This is a genomic window from Nocardia sp. CNS-044, assembly GCF_059570515.1.
The window spans coordinates 864,981-882,271 of sequence record NZ_JCANSX010000006.1 but is presented as its reverse complement, the minus strand read 5'-3'; the positions used below and the strand labels follow the sequence as shown (position 1 = coordinate 882,271).

Sequence of the window (17,291 nt, the reverse complement as noted above, 5' to 3'; positions counted from 1 at the left end):
CGGGCGTGATCGGACGACGTCCGGCTCCGGCGCCGGGACGGCCCATCGAGCCCGACGAAGCCGGTCGGCGGCTCCGCGCGAAGCGGAAGCACGCCTACCGGCACGACCTCGACGGACTGCGCGGCGTCGCGATCGCCTTGGTGGTGGTGTTCCACATCTGGTTGGGCCGGGTCTCCGGCGGCGTGGACGTGTTCCTCGTCCTGTCCGGCTTCTTCTTCACCGGATCGCTGCTGCGGCGCGCGGAGTCGACCGGCGCTGTCGAACTCGGCGCCACGGCGCGGCGGTTGGGCAGGCGGCTGCTGCCGGGCTTGGTGCTCGTGCTGGCCGTCGTAGCGATCGGCACGGTGCTGATTCGCCCGTACACGCAGTGGACCGAGGCGGCGACGCAGACGCTGGCCTCGCTGCTGTACTACCAGAACTGGTATCTGGCGCTGTCCTGGTCGGACTACCTGGCCGCCGACCCGTCGGTGAGTCCGCTCCAGCACCTGTGGTCGATGTCGGTGCAGGGTCAGTTCTATCTCGTCGCGCTGGCCGGAATCGCGCTGCTGGTGGCCGTCGTTCGCAGGTTCGGCCGGGTGACCGCGCTGCGGCCGACGGCGGCGGTCGTGTTCGGCGGACTGGCGGTGGCCTCGTTCCTCTACGCCGCCCGCGGCGCGGAACTGCACCAGGGCTGGAACTACTACGACAGCCTGGCGCGCGGCTGGGAACTGCTCGCCGGTGCGCTGCTCGCCGTGCTCGCGCCGAAACTGGCACTGCCGCGCGCGTTTCGGGTACTGCTGGCGGTGGCCGGTGCGCTCGTCGTGCTGAGCTGCGGCTGGTTGACCAACGGCGCCAACGAGTTTCCCGGACCCGCCGCCCTGATCCCGGTGGGCGCGGCCGTCGCGCTGATCCTCTCGGGCGCCGGTCTGCCGACCGCCGCCCAGCCGCTGCCGAACCGGTTGCTCGCCGCCGCGCCGATGGTCCGGCTCGGTGAGCTCGCCTACGCGCTGTACCTCTGGCACTGGCCGATCCTGATCTTCGTGCTCGCCGAGCGAGGTACGCCGACGGCGGGCATCGAAGGCGGGCTCGTGGTGCTCGCGGCGTCGTTCACGCTGGCCTATCTGACCCACCGCTTCGTCGAGGAGCCGCTGCGGACCGGCGCGGTCGCCCGCTTCGCCGGATATCGCCGCCACGCGGGCCGGGCGGTGGCGTGCGTCGGCGCGACGCTGCTCGCGGTGGCGGTCGGCGCACAGGTGGTGACCGCGATCCTGCCGCCGCAGCCGGTCGCGCACCTGGATCCGACGCGCTATCCCGGCGCCGAGGCGTTGGCGGCGGGCGCGGCCGTCCCGCGGGCCAAGATGCGCCCGACGGTCTTCGAGGCGCCCGCCGACGCCGCGTACCCGTCGCGGGACAAGTGCATCGCGGACTGGGACACCCGCGACGTGATCACCTGCACCTACGGCGACGCGGACGCGGAACGCACTATCGCCGTGGTCGGCAGCTCGCACGCCGAGCACTGGGTGCCCGCGCTCGACGTGCTCGCCCGCGAACACGGCTTCCGCATCACGGTGTACCTGAAGATGGGCTGCCCGCTGACGGTCGCGGCCGAGCCGATGTACAAGGGCGAGCCGATTCCCGACTGTCGCGACTGGTCGGCGGAGGTGATCGACCGGCTCGGCGTCGACCGGCCGCAGTGGGTGTTCACCACCGGAACCCGCCCGCGCGACCGCATCGGCGACGAGACACCGACCGATTACCTCGAGGTCTGGTCCCGGCTGGCCGAGCACGGACTCAATGTGCTCGCCGTGCGCGACACGCCTTGGCTGCGCCGCGACGGCATCCGCTACCGCGCCATCGACTGCCTGGCCCAGAGCGGCGACGGCGTCAGTTGCGGCATGCGCAGGACCGACGCGCTCGACGAGGTGAATCCCGCCGCCGAGCCCGCCGCGTCCTTTCCCAACGTGTTCCCGATCGACCTGACCGACGCCCTCTGCACGCCGGAGGTCTGCCCGGTGATCGAGGGCAACATCCTCGTCTATCACGACGAGCACCATCTGACCGCCAGCTATTCGCGGTCGCTCGCGCCCGAACTCGGTCGCAGGCTGGCGCCGATCCTCGGCTGGTGGTGAGTCGGGGCCGGGCGGCCCCGACCGTCACAGCGCCAGCAGCGCGCGCCTGCCGAGTCGCGGATCGGCCAACGGCCGCACCGCGATTCGCATCAGCGCCAGCGGATTGTCGTCGCCCGCGATGCGGTTCGCCTTGAGCGCGCCGCAGGCCGCGCACTGGTGTACGAGCAGCCACTCGCCGTCGTCGCGGGCCGAGAGGCTGACCGCGGACATCCGCCCGCCGCACGTCGACGAGCGGTCGCCGGGGATCCGGCCGTCGACGTGGCGGCTGGACAGGCAGTGCGGGCAGTGGTTGCGGTGCGCGGTGCCCGGTGCCACGACCGACACCGCCATCCGGCAGCCGACGCAGCGGAAGGCGTCGCCGGATTCGCCGCCGGGCCCGTGCAGCACGTCCTTACGGCGTTGCGCGCGAGCGGATTTCGTCTTTCTTCGCGGCATCTCACACCCGCCCTACAGATCGCCGAAGACTTCGAGCGGGAAGGGCGGTTCCGCGAGCGGACGCACGGCCAGTCGCATCAGAACGAGCTGATTGTCGTCGCCGCACACCGGCGACAGCGACAGCTCGTGGCAGCGGGTGCAGCGGTGCACCACCGACCAGGAACCGTTGCGCTGCACCGCGATCGACAGCGGAGTCATCCGGCCGTGGCAGTCGGAGGCGCCGCCCTCGACGTGGTCGACGGTGTGCTGCGAGTTGAGACAGCTCGGGCAGTGGTTGCGCCTGCTGTCGTCCGGCGCGAGCGTGGCGACGACGAGGCCGCAGCGCACGCAGGTGAAGGTGCCGGTCCGTAGCGCGGGGCTCGGACCGCGGTGGGTCGAGATGTTGGGGTGGGACACCCGGATTCTCCTTACTCCTTGGCTGTGGGAAGAGCAGCGGGAGCAGGCCGAGTGCGCCTCGAAAAGGTCAGTGGCGGTCGGCGTTACCGGCGTGGTCGAGGTTCCGAGCCACGCGTCGAGGCGCTCTCGGCGCGAGCCGGGGCATACATCATCCTCCTTCTTGGCGACCGGGTGGGTCGCGTCCACCGCGCGGTTGTGCGCGCGAGGAACTGTATAACCGAGTCCGGAGCGCGGCCACTGATTTTTCCGAGGCCCGTACCGTAGGCGAAGGCGTTACGGCGACGGAGGAGCCGGGCGGCCATCGGTGTCATGCGAGCGACGGCAGCGCCGTGTGTGGCAGTGCTGGCACTGGCCGACCCTCGCCGTCCTCAGCGGGGTGTGTTTCCGAGCGCGGCCACCGCTCCGGAGATCTGGCCCGCCACGTCGAGAATCAACCGGAATACATCCTCGTGGACCGGTTTCCCGTTGCACCACAAGACATTGCATTCCGTCGACGCGTACGGCCCGACGCCGAGCAGGACGGCCGCGACGTTCAGCGGGTCGACGAGCTTGCCGAGATCCTCCAGGTTCCGCACCAGCGGCTGATTCGGATCCTGGACGGCGTAGGGATCTTCGTACGGCAGCGCGGGCAGATCGGTGACCGCCGCGGCCACCCTCCGGAAAAGCTCCTTGTTGTCCGGATTGCTGGTGCCGGTGAGCATCCCCGTGAGGTTGCCCGGCTCGAAGCGCGTGGGCACGCCGAGGCGGACGATCACCAGATCGCGGCTCGGGACCACGGTGAGGAACTGGCCGAGCGCTCCGGAGAACGCGTAGGTGTCGCGCGGGGAGCCGACGAAGGCCGGATGCGAATAGAGCTGCGCGACGGGAACATTCACGCCGCGATAGGTGTCGCCCGCGTTGAGCCACCACAGGAACCCGTAGCCGCCGTTGGCTTCGGTCGGAGTCGTGGCCTGCCGGATGTACCCGGGATCGATGAGTATCCGTTCTTCCCACCGGCCTTCCTGCGACAGCAGCCTGCCGATCCGGGCCAGGTCGGCGGGACGCATCGCCAGACCACCGTTGACCGCGGTGTTTCCGCTGCGGTCGCGCAGCCAGACCCAGTTGCCACGGTCGATGCCGATGGGGCCCATGACTTCGCGCTGGACGAAGTCCTGGAAGTCCGCGCCGGTGGTGATCTCGATGATCTCCGGCAACAGCGCGAGGACGTTCTGGGCGTACTGGAACGTGCTGCCCGGTTCGTATTCGACCGGCGCGGCGAGGGTTTGCCGCACCGAATCCGTTTGCAGCCCCGCGAGATCGGCGGGCCAGCTGAAGTGGATGCCGGTGGTCTGGTTGAGTACCTGACGCACAGTGATGGCCGCGTGCGCGGCGTCGGCCTGCGGGAAGAACTTGCCGAGCGGATCGTCGAGGCCGAAATAGCCCATGGTCACCGCGCGCCCGACGGCCACCGCCGCCATACCCTTGCTGCCGCTGGCCAGCGGCATCGGCACATTGCCCGTCGGCGTGTGCTCGCCGACCAGGCAGCCGTGCCGGTAGATCTGCACCGCGTGCGACCCGGTGCGCGCGCCGAACTGCACCGCGTCGGCCACCGCCGCCGAATCCATCCCGACCTCAGCGGCGTCCCTTCGTTCCGGCGCCTGTCCCGCGGCGGGTTCGGCGCAACCGGCTTGGGGCGCGGCCACGGCGGCGGGGGAGAGCAGCGCCGCCGTCACGAGCACGGCGGCGCCTAGCCCGGTCACCCAGGCGTTGCGGCGGAAGAGCATGGTGAATTTCTTTCTGCGAAGCGGTGTTCGGTGTCAGGCGACGGCGTCGCCGTGTGCCAGGTAGTGCAGCCAGGCGATCGCGGCGCGTGCCGAGCGGTAGTGCTCGATGCCGTCTACGGGCGAGAAATGGGTTACGCCACGGGCTTCTCGGCCTGCGCGGCGGTCTGCGCGGTCACCAGCGTCACGAGCGCGATCAGCAGCGCGGCAGCCGCGCGTCGCCGGGCCGTTCGTCCTCGTCATCGAGGTCCCCCTTGGTGCTCGGGCGCCGGCATCTGTGGAACTGTCCGGTCTCAGATTTCGACTGTAGCGCAGGAGTGTTCTACGACACAATCACCGTCGGGCTGATCAGGACGAGTGGCCGGGCTCCCGCTGTATCGGGTGCTCGATCCCGCGGCCCGATGCGCGGCGCGGGCGGTGCCCGCCGCGGTCGGCTTCGCTGATCGCCTCGCCGACCATGGCGCGCACCGCGTCGCGCAGGCCGTAGAGCGGGTGGTGGGCGGCGGGCCCGGCGCCGGGATCCTCGCGCAATTCCGTCAGCAGCGACCAGCACAGCGCGAGCATTACCAGCACGAACGGCAGGGCGACCAGGATCGTCGCGGTCTGTAGCGCACCGAGCCCGCCCGCGACCAGCAGGACGGCGGCGACCGCGGCCATCAGAGTGCCCCAGACGACCACCAGCCAGGAGGGCGGATGCAGCGAACCACGGCTGGTCAGCGAACCCATGACCAGCGACGCGGAATCCGCGCTCGTCACGAAATAGGTCATCACCAAAACCATGGAGACCCACGAGGTGACGGTTTCGGCGGGCAGCGCTTCCAGCATGCCGAACAGCGCGGCCTCGGCGTCGGCGGCGTCGGCGGTCAGATCGATGACGCCCGTGGTGGTCGCCCGGATCGCGGTGCCGCCCATGACGCAGAACCACACCACCGTCACTCCGCTCGGCACCAGCAGCACGCCGACCAGGAACTCCCGAATGGTGCGACCACGCGAGATCCTGGCGACGAAAGTGCCGACGAACGGCGCCCAGGACAGCCACCACGCCCAGTAGAAGATCGTCCAGGTCCCCATCCACGTGGGGTCGGCGTAGGCGCCGGTGCGAGTGGCCATCGGCAGCAGATTCGACAGGTAGTTGCCGACGCTCGCCGGGATCGTGTCCAGGATGTAGACGGTCGGTCCGAGCGTGAAGACGAACAGCGCCAGCAGGGCGGCGAGCGCGATGTTCAGTGTCGAAAGCCATTTCACGCCGCGGTGTAGTCCGGAGAACGCGGAAACGACGAAGGCGGCGCCGAGCGCGCCGATGACGATCAGCTGCACGGTCACCGAATCAGGGGTGCCGACCGTGAGATTCAGCCCTTTTGCCACCTGGAGCGCGCCGAGTCCGAGGCTGGTCGCGGTGCCGAACACGGTGGCGAACACCGCGAGCAGGTCGATCGCCTGTCCCTGCCACCCCGCGGCGCGGCGCGCGCCGAGCAGCGGAACGAAGGCGGCCGACAGCCGATTGCCGCGACCTTTGCGAAAACCCGCGTACGCCAAGGCCAATCCGACGATGCCGTAGATCGCCCACGGCGTGAGCGTCCAGTGGAACAGCGAGAATTGCAGCGCGGTGCTGGCCGCCGCGGTGCTTTGCGGCTCGACGTCGGCGGCGGGCGGCGGCGACACGAAATGCTGGAGCGGTTCGCCGACGCCGTAGAACATCAGGCCGATGCCCATGCCCGCGCTGAACATCATGGCGATCCACGCGAGGTTGCTGAACTCCGGTTCGGCGTCGTCGGCGCCGAGCCGGACACGCCCGAAACGGCTGGCGGCGATCACCACGCAGAGCACGAGGAATAGGTCGGCCGACACCACGAACAGCCAGTCGAAGTTGCCGAGCACCCAGTCGAGCGCGGTGTCCGAAACCGATCCGAAGCTGCTCTTTCCGAGCGCCGCCCAGCCGACGACGCAGGCGACTGCCGCGACGCCGATCCCGATGAGACGCAGGTCCGGCGCGGTGGGATGTTGCTGTGTCTCGCTGTCCATCGCCTCCAACTATCGCCGGTAACGATTGGTTGGCCGGGGCGGCGCGCCGTACCCGGGTACGCTCTGGGGAGCACTTGGCTCCACGTGTAGGAACTTCATTCCGGACGAGGGACGGGCCATGAACATCGCGCTGTGGATTGTCGCCGGGTTGCTCGCTGTGGTGTATCTCGCCGCGGGCCTGGCGAAGCTCGTCCAGCCGTACGAGAAGCTCACCGCGAACCCGAGCATGGGCTGGGCGCAGGAGTTTTCGCCCGGCGCGGTCCGCCTGATCGGCGGCGCCGAACTGCTCGGCGCCGCGGGTCTGATCCTGCCCCGCGCCACCGGTATCGCCGAGGTCCTCACGCCGCTGGCCGCACTCGGCCTTGCCGCACTCCAGGTCGGCGCGATGCTGGTGCACTATCGCCGCGGCGAGACGAAGAACCTGCCGGTGAACCTGGTCTTGGTGCTGCTCGCCCTGTTCGTCGCGATCGGCCGCTTCGCGGGCTGGGGCTGAACCGAAGAACGCCTCGCCGCAGCTTCGCGAGGTACCCGGCCGCTCCCGCGACGGTTAGAGTCGGTATTCGGGGCGTTGGTGGCCGTGGGGATCCGGCCGATGGGGAGCAGAACAGCTAGGAGTACACGCAACCGAAGTACGTGAGGGGGAGGACGTATGTGGTTTCTTGTCGATACGGCGGAGCCGGACAAGGTGATTCGGCATCTGCCGAAGGAGGGGGCGGTGCGCGCGCGTGCGCTGCACCGGGCGATACGACCGGCCGCGCTGGTCGGGGCGGCGGGCGCGGTCATCGAGCAGGCGGTAGGGGGCGCGCGGCGGTGCGAACGAACGGTGCTCGTGCGCGGCGAAACGCATCGGCTGCTGGCGATTCCGGTGCCGGGGCCGGACGACGCGGTGTTGGCCGTGCTGCTGTGGGCCGGTCCGTCGCGTACCGATCCGCCCGATCCGCCCGCCGTCGACGCGTTCGTGTGGGACAGCCGCCAGTGGACGTTGCGCAACCACGGCGGCGGGGGATCGGTACTGCCCGAAGGGCATTCGATGCTGCACGGCGCCTGGTTCCTGTCGCGCGTCATCGAATGCGAGGACCGTGACCGGCTGATGACCGCGGCGCTCGCCCCGCGCCCCGGCGTCGCCTGGCGCGGCCCCATGCAGGTGCGCACGCCCGGCGACCGCATCGCGCGGGTGTTCGGTTTCCTGCGCTATCACGACGAGGGCGCGCTGCGCGGACTCTTGCTGGAGGTGGCGTCGGACCGCGCCCCCGGTCTGGTGCCCGCGACGTATCGGGACGACGCGGCCGTCACGCTGCTCGGCGGCACTACCGCGCTGATCGACGCCGAGACCATGCAGATCATCGAATGGCTGACCCCGCCGCTCGCGGGCATCGCCTGGCGGCACCATCCGGCCTCGCGCGGCCTCGATCCGGACGACGGCCGCGAATTCAATTTGGCCACTACCCATCTCGTGCATCCCGACGACGTGGACGGCTACCTCGGCGCACTGCGCGAACTGGCCGAGCGGCGCAGCGACCGAACCAGAGTGGCGGTGCGGCTGCTGACGTTGCGCCAGGGCTGGCAGTCCGTCGAGCTGTACGGCGCCCGGCTGCCCGGCGGACCGCCCCGGTTTCTGATCTGCCTGATCCGGCCGGTCGGGTCGGATCCGGTGCCCCAGTAGGGAAACGGGACGCGGTCGGGTCGAGCGGCTGCGGCAGGTCGGCGCTCGACCCGACAGGGGCGCGCGAGGGGTGGCTCGATCGTTGCTATCGGTTCGCTGTTCGACGGCCCGAGCCCGGTTCCACCGGGCGATCGGGGGCGGCGTCGGTGCGGACAACGGCGTCGCATTCGGCACCCTGCGGCGCCGTCTTGCAGGACATCTGTCCAGTTCAGCGCGGCCAACCGGTCGGGCGGGCGGTAGGACATGTGATCGGTACCACCCGGATCATGTTGATAGCATGGCGTTTCTAGCCGACCGGATGCGGGCGGACCCCTGGATGCACCTCGAAAGAGTCTTTCCATGCAGTTTGAAATCGTCGAGCGGGACGAGACGTGGGTTGCCGGATTGCCGGTGCGCAGCCCGAAGCGTGCGCTCGGGAAACTGCGTGACCACGATCTGGAGGCGGCATGGGCGGCCGTGCTGCACCAGGAGCTCGGCGGACCGCTCGCCAGCGCCTACACCGACTACACCGGCGAACTCGGCACGTACAACTCCCAGATCGTCGGATACCAGTGCGGCTCCTTCGCCGAGGTGACTCGTGGCCATCTGGTCGCCCGCCTGCCGCGCGGCAGCTACGCGAAGTTCTCGTCGGTGGGTAATTTTCCGCAGGTGATGACCGACCTCTGGACGCAGATCGCCTACGCCGAGGAACACAAGCAGATCAAACGGACCTATACCGGCGATTTCGAGTGCTACCCGCACGCGTACAAGATCGATCTGTACCTGGCGGTCGATCCCCGATGACCTATGCGATCGTCGTCCGCAACGAGGCGCTCTACGGCGGACTGGTGGTGCCGCGGGTGCGGCCGAGCTTCAAGGTCAGCAACAGCGACCTCATCGAGTTCCTGAAGGACCGGTTGCGTGATCGCGGGGCCGCCGCTCAACCCATGTACACCGTCTACGTGCCGGATCCGGCCGGAAACTACAACGCGATGGTCTGTTTCGAATACGCGGAACCGGGCGATGTTCCTGTCGGCGATCTGCTGGTACGGGTACCGAAGGGCGTCTACGCTCGGTTCGAACCGAATGGGGACTATCACGACCCGGTAGAGGACGTGTGGGCGCAGGTCGACGACGCGACGGCGTCCGCCGAAATCACGCGGGCCTATCGGGAGGAGATCGAGGTCTGGCGCGGAGCCGACGCGGTCGAGTTGTTCATCTCCATCCTGGTGTGATAGCTGCGGGTTAACTAAATGTGAACCGACTGGTCTCTCCTTTTTAACTTAGGAATACCTTCTAGCCTTTGACCTGCATGTATTTCGGGGTACACGATTAGTTTTCGGGAGATTAACCAGACGCCTGGTCAATTCATGCCGGATGACGGATACTGCCCTAGGCAAACTCTCCCGGAGCGCTCGGGCAGCGGGTGAGGGGGTCGGCCCGGCTCGAAAACCGCGCGCGGGCGCGGTAGCAACGGAGTAGGAACACCATGACTGTCGAAACAGTCGCAGTCGGCGCCTTCGGCGCGCGCGATGCCGAGGTGTTGCGGTTTCGCGACATGCATTCCGGTTATGTCTTTCATGTGGCTCCTCCGGACGCACATCCGGATCTGTGGCGCCGCTATCTGCGCGGTGCGCTGCGCGTTTACCGGCACTACGAAGTCGATCCGGCATTGGAATACGAGAAAGTCGCCGACGGGCGCTCGACGTCGTTGTTCTTCGCGGCGGTCGACCCGGCGGGCCAGGTGGTAGCCGGGCTGCGGGCGCAGGGTCCCTACCTCGTCGAGGACGAGGTGCACGGGCTCGGCGCGTGGGCCGGACGCCCCGGCGAGGCCGACCTGCGCGCGATGATCTCCGAGCGGATTCGCGAGGGCATCGTGGAGGTCAAGGCGGTGTGGGTGGCGCGCGACGGCATCGCGCACCGTGCCCAACTCGGCGCCGCGATCTCGCGCTGTGTGGTGCACGCGGCCTGGTTGCTCGGCGCGCGGTTCGGTTTCGTCACCGCCGCGGCGCACACCGCCCGCCTCTACGAATCCAGCGGTGGACGGATCGCCGAGGGCGTGCCGCCGGTGCCGTATCCGGACGATCGGTATCGCACCGTCCCGCTCTGGTGGGACACCCGCGCGTACCGCGCCAACGCCAGCAAGCTGCAAGGGTCGCTGCTCGCCCTCGAACGCGCGGCGCTCGGCGCCTGGTTCGCCCAGGCGCGCCGCCTGTCCACCGCGGTCGACGCTCGGACGGGGGGACTGGCGCAGGCATGAACGGTGACCCTGGTCCCGGTGCGGACTATCGGCCGCTGATCCTCGACGAGACGGTGCCGGACGAAGCGTCCGTCCTCACGCAACTGCGTAAGTCACCGATGATCCGCATTCTCGACTTGCGTGACGTGCTGCACGCCGAACTCCGCAAGGTGCACAATCCGCCTCAGGGCGGCCCGGAAAACGACCGATGGGTCTATTACCCGTGGCGGCGCACGCTGGTCGGATTGCCCGGCGAACAAACCTTCCGCGCGATCCGGCTGGACCGCAACCGCAACAAGGTGACTCGCGCCGAACAGCGGCGGCTCGCGGGCCTGGCTGTCGGGGTGATCGGGCAGAGCGTCGGACACGCCATCGCGCACACCCTCGCGATGGAGGGCTCGTGCGGGCTACTACGCCTGGCGGATTTCGACGACATCGAGCTGTCGAACCTGAATCGCGTGCCGGGCAACATCTTCGACATCGGGGTGAACAAGTCGATCGTGACCGCGCGGCGGATCGCCGAGCTCGATCCGTACCTGCCGGTGGAGGTGTACACCGCGGGGGTCGACGAGCACTCGGTGGACGAGTTCTTGTACGGGCTATCGATCGTCGTCGAGGAATGCGACTCGCTCGACGTCAAGTTCGCGGTCCGCGAGGGCGCGCGTCGGCACCGGCTGCCGCTGCTGATGGACACCAGCGACCGCGGCCTGTTCGACGTCGAGCGCTACGACCTGGAACCGGAGCGACCGCCCTTTCACGGCCTGCTCGGCGCGACTACCGCGGCCGATCTGCGCGGGTTGTCCACCAAGGAGAAAGCTCCGCACGTGATGCGGATCCTGGATCCGAAGGAACTGTCGGCGCGGATGGCGGCGAGCCTGGTGGAGATCGACGAGACCGTCACGACCTGGCCGCAGCTCGGCGGTGACGTGCAGCTCGGCGCGGCAATCGTCGCCACGGCCGTGCGCCGGATCGGCCTCGGCTACAAGCTCTCTTCCGGCCGGACGAGGATCGACCTGGAGCGCGGACTCGACGGACTCGCCGAGCCGGAACCCGAAGACTCGGTCTGGGACAACGAATCCGAACCCGCCGCCGCGCCGTCCGGACCCGCGCGGGTGAACGTGCTGCACTGCGCGCAGCGTGCGCCGTCGGGCGGCAACACCCAGCCGTGGCGGCTGCTGATCGAGGACGACGCGCTGCGCATCGAACTCGCCAGGAATAAGTCCTCGTCGCTGGATATCGGCTACCGCGGCAGCGCGGTCGCGATCGGCGCCGCGCTGCACAACGCCCGCGCGGCCGCCGCGGCGCACGGCATCCTCGGCGGTCATCGTTTCGTCGAGGACGACGGCTTCGCCGCGGTGCTGGGGTTCGGCGCGGGCTCGGATCCCCTGCTGGCACGCGACTATCCTGCGGCGCTCGCCCGCGACACCAACCGCAGGCTCGGCACCGGCGCGCCGCTCGCCGACGGCGTGCTGGCCGGTCTCGCCGCAGCCGCCGCCGCAGCGGGCGGCGTGGTGCACGCGATCACGGGCCGCACCGAGCTGGCCCACGCGGCGGCGCTGCTCGGCGAGTCCGACCGGATCCGTCACCTCACCCCGCGACTGCACCAGGAGATGTACGGCGAACTGCGCTGGCCGGGCGAGGACCTGCGCACCGGTATCGACGTGCGCGGCATGGAGCTGGCGCCGGACGAACAGGCCAAGATGCGGATCGCAGGACGCGCCGATGTGATGGCGAGATTGCACGAGTGGTCCGGCGGCGCCGCGCTCGGCGAGTACAGCCGGGATCGGGTGCTGTCCAGCTCGGCTCTCGTCGCGGTGACTCTGCCGTGCCGACCGGGGCCGGAAGGCGCGAGTCTGGCCGAATACGCCACCGCGGGCGCGGCGTTGCAGCGCGTCTGGCTGGAGGCCGAACGGCGCGGTTTGGCCGTGCAACCAGTGTCCCCGGTCTTCGTCTACGCGCGGCACCCCGACGAGCTGATCGCGATTTCCCCGGATTTCGCGGATACACTAACGTCACTTCAGGGCCGTTTCCTGGACCTGCTGGGAGTGCCTGGACATGAGATCATGGCATTGGTGCTTCGCCTGAGCTACGCGGCAGCAGCCACGGTCCGCAGCAGGCGGCTTCCAGTGCCGGGTGCGGGCGACCGCAGCTAGCACGATCGGAGACAAGGTGCCTCGGCGAACGCTCGACTCACTGGTGACGCAAGTCGCCGCCGAGTTGATGGGCGTCGACGCCACGACCATGGTGGCGGCGAGCGAACGCGTGCTCGCCAAGCTGGTCGAGCATTTCGACGTCGACTTCAGCTACCTGCGCCACACCGACCGGGAACGGCGCGCCACCGTGCTCGTCGCGGAATGGCCGCACCGCGGCGAGATCCCGGATCCCGATCCGCTGAAGGTCGTGCAGTTCGAGAACGCCGACTCGGTGTTCCGCGAACTCGAGTTCGCCACCGAACCGATCGTGGTGCGCCCCGACCACCGCTCCGCCGATTACCAGGAGACGATCCGGCGCTCCTCCGGAATTCCCCAGGTGGCGATGGCGTGCGTGCCGCTCATCTCGCGCGGCGAGTCCACCGGCGTGCTCGGTTTCATCAAACAGGGCGACCGGGACTGGAGCACCAGGGAACTCAACGTGCTCAAGGCGATCGCCGCACTGTTCGCCCAGGTGCAGGCGCGGGTGGTGGCCGAGGAGCGGCTGCGCTACATCGCGCTGCACGACGATCTGACGGGTCTGGCCAACCGCCGCGCGCTGCTCGAGCACATGGAGGACCGACTACGGCCCGGCAATCCCGGCCCGGTGGCGGCGTTCTTCCTCGATCTCGACCGTTTGAAGGCGCTCAACGACTTCCTCGGGCACACCGCGGGCGACAACTTCATCCGCACGCTCTCCTCGCGCCTCAGAGAGAACCTTGACGCCAACGACATGATCGCCCGCCTCGGCGGCGACGAGTTCGTCATCGTGCCCGCCAAGCCGATGGACGCGGTCACCGCCGAGCTGGAGGCCACCAGGATCCAGCAGCTCATCGGCCGCCGGGTGACCGTCGGCGGGGAATCGGTGAGCCGGGGCGCGAGTGTCGGTGTGGCGGTCGGCATCCCCGGCGAGACCACGGTGGCCGACGTGCTGCGTCGCGCCGACCACGCCCTGCTGTCGGCCAAATCGGGCGGCGGCAACGGCGTCGCGGTGTTCACCGACGCCATGCGGGCCCAGTTCGAACTCCAGGACGACGTGGAGCTGAACCTGCGCGGCGCGGTCTCCGACGGCTCGCTGCTGCTGCACTACCAGCCCGAGGTGGACCTGCGCACCGGCCGGATCGTCGCGCTGGAGGCGCTGGTGCGGTGGATGCATCCGACCAGGGGACTGCTGCCGCCCGGCGCGTTCGTCACCGTCGCGGAGGCGACGAATCTGGCGGGCGAGCTCGGTCGGTGGGTCATCCGCTCGGCCTGCGCCCAGTTCGCCGAATGGCGCCGCCGCGGTCTGGCCGCCAACGTGGTGATGCGCATCAACGTCTCGCCGGTGCAGCTCGTCAGCTTGGACTTCGTGGAGCGGATCGAGGACATCCTGCGGCTGTTCGGCATCGACGGCAGCTCGGTCTGCCTGGAGATCACCGAACATGTCGTCGTCCAGGATCTGGCCCGCACCCAGGTGACGTTGCGCGGGCTCAAGCGGATGGGCGTGCAGATCGCCATCGACGATTTCGGCACCGGCTACAGCTCGCTGTCGCATCTGAAGGCGCTGCCGGTGGACGCGGTCAAGATCGACCGCGGTTTCGTGCAGCGGCTCGGCGCGAGCACCGACGACCTGGCCATCGTGAAGTCCATCATCGGCCTGGCCGGATCGTTCGGGCTCGGCGTGGTCGGCGAGGGCGTGGAGACCGCGGTGGCCGCCCGAACGTTGGTCGGCCTCGGTTGCTATCGGGCACAGGGCTTTCTGATCGCCCGGCCGATGCCCTCCGACCAGGTCGAGTCGCATCTCGCGCTCGGCCGGATTCCGCTGGATCTGGACCTGCCGCGTGCCGCGCGCGGCGTCGCGAAGCACTGACCGCCGATTCCCCGGTTCTTTCACTGCTGTTCACCGCCCGTTGAGCGCTAGGGTGCCGCAGGTATCCGGTTGCGCTGCGACGATCGGCGGGTGCGCATCGTGCAGCTGGCGAACTTCTACGGTCCGCGGTCCGGCGGGCTGCGCACCGCACTGCATCATCTGGGCGCGGGCTACGTGGCGGCCGGGCACGAGGTGGTGCTGATCGTGCCGGGACCGCGCCGCAGCGAGGAGGTGCTGCCCGGCGGCGCGCTGCGGATCACCTTGCCCGCCTTGGCCATTCCGTGGACCGGCGGCTATCGCGCTGCCGACCCGCGCCGGGTCGCCGACGTGCTGACCGGGTTGCGGCCCGACGTGCTCGAGGTGTCCGACCGGCTCACGCTGCGCGGTTTCGGCCGCTGGGCGAGTCGCCGCGACGTGGCCAGCGTGATGATCTCGCACGAACGGCTGGACCGGCTGCTCGGCCAGATCCTGCCGGGTGCGCTGGCCCGCAGGTGCGCCGACATCGCCAACCGGCACACCGCGGCCGAGTACGACATCGTGGTCTGCACAACGGAATTCGCGCGCGCGGAGTTCCTGCGGATCGGCGCGCCGAATGTCGAGCTGGTTCCGCTCGGCGTCGATCTGGACCTGTTCAGCCCGCGTCGCCGCGATCGCCGCCTGCGCGCCGACCTCGCGGCGGCCGGGCATCCGCTGCTCGTGCACTGCGGGCGGCTCTCGGTCGAGAAGCGCGTCGACCGCAGCATCGAGGCGGTGGCGGAGCTGCGCAAGGCGGGCACCGAGGCGCGCCTCGTCGTCGCGGGCGACGGACCGCGCCGCGATGCGTTGGAACGGCGCGCGCGTGCGTTGCCTCCGCTGCCGAGCGGGCAGCCCGCCGTGCACTTCACCGGCTTCATCACCGATCGGGCGATGGTCGCGAAATTGCTTGCCACCGCGGATGTCTCGCTCGCGCCTGGGCCGCACGAGACCTTCGGTCTCGCCGCGCTGGAAGCGCTCGCCGCTGGCACGCCGGTTGTCGCGAGCCGCTCCTCGGCGCTCGCCGACATCGTCACCGCCGACTGCGGCGCGGTCGCCGACGACCACCCGACCGCCTTCGCCGAAGCCGTCAGCGACGTGCTCGCGATGCCCGCCGTCGGCCGCCGCCGCGCCGCCCGCACCCGCGCCGAACAATTCACCTGGCCCCGCGCCGTCGCGGGCATGCTCGACGTCCTCAACCGCTGACCGCTGCCATCCGGCCGTCCCACACAGGTTCCGTACGCCTCACACAGGCACCGCCTGTGTGAGGCGTACGAACGCTGTGCGGCAGCAAGATCCGGGTCCCAGGTTCGGCACCGGCACACAGGCCGTGCTCCTGTGGCGCGGTGTGGGGGGGCCTGCCAGCTGAGTATGCGGGTCCCACACGGGACTTGTACGCCTCACATAGGCGGTGGCTATGTGAGGCGTACGAACGCTCTGTGGCAGCAGGAGTGCTCGCAGGGGTGCGGGCTAGTCGCGGGCGGCGAGGACGGCGTCGTAGAGCTCGCGACGGGAGACGTTGTTGGCGCCGGCGATATGCGCGCAGGCGTCCTTCAGGCGCAGGCCCTGGGCCGTCAGTGCTTCGACTTCGGCGACCAGGTCGGCCGGGTCGGCGGCTTTCGGCTGGGCGCCCTCCAGGACGACGGTGATCTCGCCGCGGGCGCTGTCGACGGCCCATTCCGCGAGTTCGGCCAGCGTGCCGCGGACGACCTGTTCGTAGGTCTTGGTGAGTTCGCGGCAGACGGCGGCGCGGCGGTCGGGGCCGAGCACCTCGACGGCGTCGGCGAGGCAGTCGGCCAGCCGGTGCGGCGCCTCGAAGAAGACGCAAGCGCGCGGCTCCTCGCGCAGGGTGCGCAGCCATTCCTTGCGCTGCCCCGACTTTCGCGGCGGGAAGCCGTCGAAACAGAAGCGCTCCACCGGCAGCGCGGAGAGGGCGAGCGCGGTGGTGACGGCCGACGGACCAGGCAGGCAGGTGACCGGAAGATCGCGTTCCACGCAGGCCGCGACCATCCGGTAGCCGGGGTCGCTCACCGAGGGCATGCCCGCGTCGGTGACGAGCAGGACGGTGCGCCCGGCCTCGATCTCGCTCAGCAGCGCCGGGATGCGGGCGGTCTCGACGTGGTCGTAGAAGCTCACCACCCGCCCGGTGATCTCGACGCCGAGCGCCTTGGCGAGGGCGCGGGTGCGGCGGGTGTCTTCGGCGGCGACCACGTCGGCGGACCCCAGCGCGTCGCGCAGGCGCTGGGACGCGTCCCCGATATCGCCCATCGGCGTCGCCCCGAGCACCAGCCGCCCGCCCGAGCCGCCCACCGTCGCCTGGTCTCCCACCGCACTCCCGTCTCGTACTGAACCCGGCAAGTTCCGGACACGAGCAGCCTAGTGGGCGCTGCCGCACGGAGTCCGTCCTCAGCCCGCGATGGCCGCAGTGCAGGCGGCGACACGCCTGTCGGCACTAGCCGGACACATTCTGCCGCCCGCGCTGCCGTGGCGGAGTGGGCGGACGTCCAGTGCGCGCAGCCGGACACAGTCCGCCGCCTGCCCGCGCACGATCCGAGCGAAGGGCAGTACACCCCGTGGGCGCTGCCGGACGCAGTCCGCCGTCAGTCCGCGCGTGGCGGAGCGAAGGCGGAGTACATACC

At 69.8% G+C, this 17,291-nt stretch carries 14 protein-coding genes; 9 read left to right on the top strand and 5 right to left on the bottom strand.

Annotated elements, in window-relative coordinates:
* Positions 1-44 precede the first annotated feature (44 nt).
* Complete coding sequence (locus T333_RS12775) at positions 45-2,108, top strand: acyltransferase family protein (RefSeq protein WP_496424784.1); 2,064 nt, start codon at positions 45-47, stop codon at positions 2,106-2,108.
* 24 nt (positions 2,109-2,132) lie between these two features.
* On the opposite strand, the gene T333_RS12770 is transcribed toward T333_RS12775, so the two are convergent.
* From T333_RS12770 to T333_RS12755, 4 genes are all read right to left on the bottom strand, one after another.
* Positions 2,133-2,543: an RNHCP domain-containing protein gene (locus tag T333_RS12770; protein ID WP_357250213.1), complete on the bottom strand. Its 411-nt coding sequence runs from the start codon at positions 2,541-2,543 to the stop codon at positions 2,133-2,135.
* A gap of 12 nt (positions 2,544-2,555) precedes the next feature.
* Positions 2,556-2,939 carry an RNHCP domain-containing protein gene (locus T333_RS12765; protein WP_355002073.1) on the bottom strand — a complete coding sequence of 128 codons (384 nt, stop codon included), beginning with the start codon at positions 2,937-2,939 and terminating at the stop codon, positions 2,556-2,558.
* 368 nt (positions 2,940-3,307) lie between these two features.
* Entirely contained in the window at positions 3,308-4,702 is a 1,395-nt protein-coding gene (locus tag T333_RS12760; RefSeq protein ID WP_496424544.1) for a serine hydrolase domain-containing protein, read from the bottom strand.
* 345 nt (positions 4,703-5,047) lie between these two features.
* A complete protein-coding gene (locus T333_RS12755) occupies positions 5,048-6,721 on the bottom strand; it encodes a BCCT family transporter (RefSeq protein WP_496424543.1) in 1,674 nt (557 codons plus the stop codon).
* 118 nt (positions 6,722-6,839) lie between these two features.
* On the opposite strand from T333_RS12755, the gene T333_RS12750 reads away from it, so the two are divergent.
* The 8 genes from T333_RS12750 (at position 6,840) to T333_RS12715 (ending at position 15,858) form a co-directional block, all read left to right on the top strand.
* Entirely contained in the window at positions 6,840-7,214 is a 375-nt protein-coding gene (locus T333_RS12750; protein WP_496424542.1) for a DoxX family protein, read from the top strand.
* Positions 7,215-7,370: 156 nt separating this feature from the next.
* Positions 7,371-8,384 (top strand): GAF domain-containing protein, encoded by a 1,014-nt coding sequence (locus T333_RS12745; RefSeq protein WP_496424541.1) that lies wholly within the window; start codon positions 7,371-7,373, stop codon positions 8,382-8,384.
* A 339-nt stretch (positions 8,385-8,723) separates the two neighbouring features.
* Positions 8,724-9,167, top strand: a complete 444-nt coding sequence (locus T333_RS12740) for a GyrI-like domain-containing protein (RefSeq protein ID WP_355002067.1) — start codon at positions 8,724-8,726, stop codon at positions 9,165-9,167.
* A complete protein-coding gene (locus tag T333_RS12735; protein ID WP_355002066.1) occupies positions 9,164-9,598 on the top strand; it encodes a GyrI-like domain-containing protein in 435 nt (144 codons plus the stop codon). The genes T333_RS12740 and T333_RS12735 overlap by 4 nt, the downstream gene beginning before the upstream one ends.
* 254 nt (positions 9,599-9,852) lie before the next feature.
* A complete protein-coding gene (locus tag T333_RS12730; protein WP_355002065.1) occupies positions 9,853-10,623 on the top strand; it encodes a hypothetical protein in 771 nt (256 codons plus the stop codon).
* Positions 10,620-12,755 carry an Rv1355c family protein gene (locus T333_RS12725; protein WP_496424540.1) on the top strand — a complete coding sequence of 712 codons (2,136 nt, stop codon included), beginning with the start codon at positions 10,620-10,622 and terminating at the stop codon, positions 12,753-12,755. Before T333_RS12730 ends, T333_RS12725 begins: the two co-directional genes overlap by 4 nt.
* Positions 12,756-12,822: 67 nt before the next feature.
* A complete protein-coding gene (locus T333_RS12720; RefSeq protein WP_355002224.1) occupies positions 12,823-14,640 on the top strand; it encodes a putative bifunctional diguanylate cyclase/phosphodiesterase in 1,818 nt (605 codons plus the stop codon).
* Between the two features lie 90 nt (positions 14,641-14,730).
* Complete coding sequence (locus T333_RS12715; RefSeq protein WP_496424539.1) at positions 14,731-15,858, top strand: glycosyltransferase; 1,128 nt, start codon at positions 14,731-14,733, stop codon at positions 15,856-15,858.
* A 264-nt stretch (positions 15,859-16,122) separates the two neighbouring features.
* On the opposite strand, the gene rsmI is transcribed toward T333_RS12715, so the two are convergent.
* Complete coding sequence (gene rsmI, locus T333_RS12710; RefSeq protein ID WP_355002062.1) at positions 16,123-16,980, bottom strand: 16S rRNA (cytidine(1402)-2'-O)-methyltransferase; 858 nt, start codon at positions 16,978-16,980, stop codon at positions 16,123-16,125.
* Positions 16,981-17,291 lie beyond the last annotated feature (311 nt).

What these genes read in the sequence shown, in the direction of transcription:
- T333_RS12770 (WP_357250213.1), bottom strand. Translation starts at nt 2,543, where the DNA reads ATGCCGCGAAGAAAGACGAAATCCGCTCGCGCGCAACGCCGTAAGGAC.
- T333_RS12760 (WP_496424544.1), bottom strand. Translation starts at nt 4,702, where the DNA reads ATGCTCTTCCGCCGCAACGCCTGGGTGACCGGGCTAGGCGCCGCCGTG.
- T333_RS12755 (WP_496424543.1), bottom strand. Translation starts at nt 6,721, where the DNA reads ATGGACAGCGAGACACAGCAACATCCCACCGCGCCGGACCTGCGTCTC.
- T333_RS12750 (WP_496424542.1), top strand. Translation starts at nt 6,840, where the DNA reads ATGAACATCGCGCTGTGGATTGTCGCCGGGTTGCTCGCTGTGGTGTAT.
- T333_RS12745 (WP_496424541.1), top strand. Translation starts at nt 7,371, where the DNA reads ATGTGGTTTCTTGTCGATACGGCGGAGCCGGACAAGGTGATTCGGCAT.
- T333_RS12740 (WP_355002067.1), top strand. Translation starts at nt 8,724, where the DNA reads ATGCAGTTTGAAATCGTCGAGCGGGACGAGACGTGGGTTGCCGGATTG.
- T333_RS12735 (WP_355002066.1), top strand. Translation starts at nt 9,164, where the DNA reads ATGACCTATGCGATCGTCGTCCGCAACGAGGCGCTCTACGGCGGACTG.
- T333_RS12730 (WP_355002065.1), top strand. Translation starts at nt 9,853, where the DNA reads ATGACTGTCGAAACAGTCGCAGTCGGCGCCTTCGGCGCGCGCGATGCC.
- T333_RS12725 (WP_496424540.1), top strand. Translation starts at nt 10,620, where the DNA reads ATGAACGGTGACCCTGGTCCCGGTGCGGACTATCGGCCGCTGATCCTC.
- T333_RS12720 (WP_355002224.1), top strand. Translation starts at nt 12,823, where the DNA reads ATGGGCGTCGACGCCACGACCATGGTGGCGGCGAGCGAACGCGTGCTC.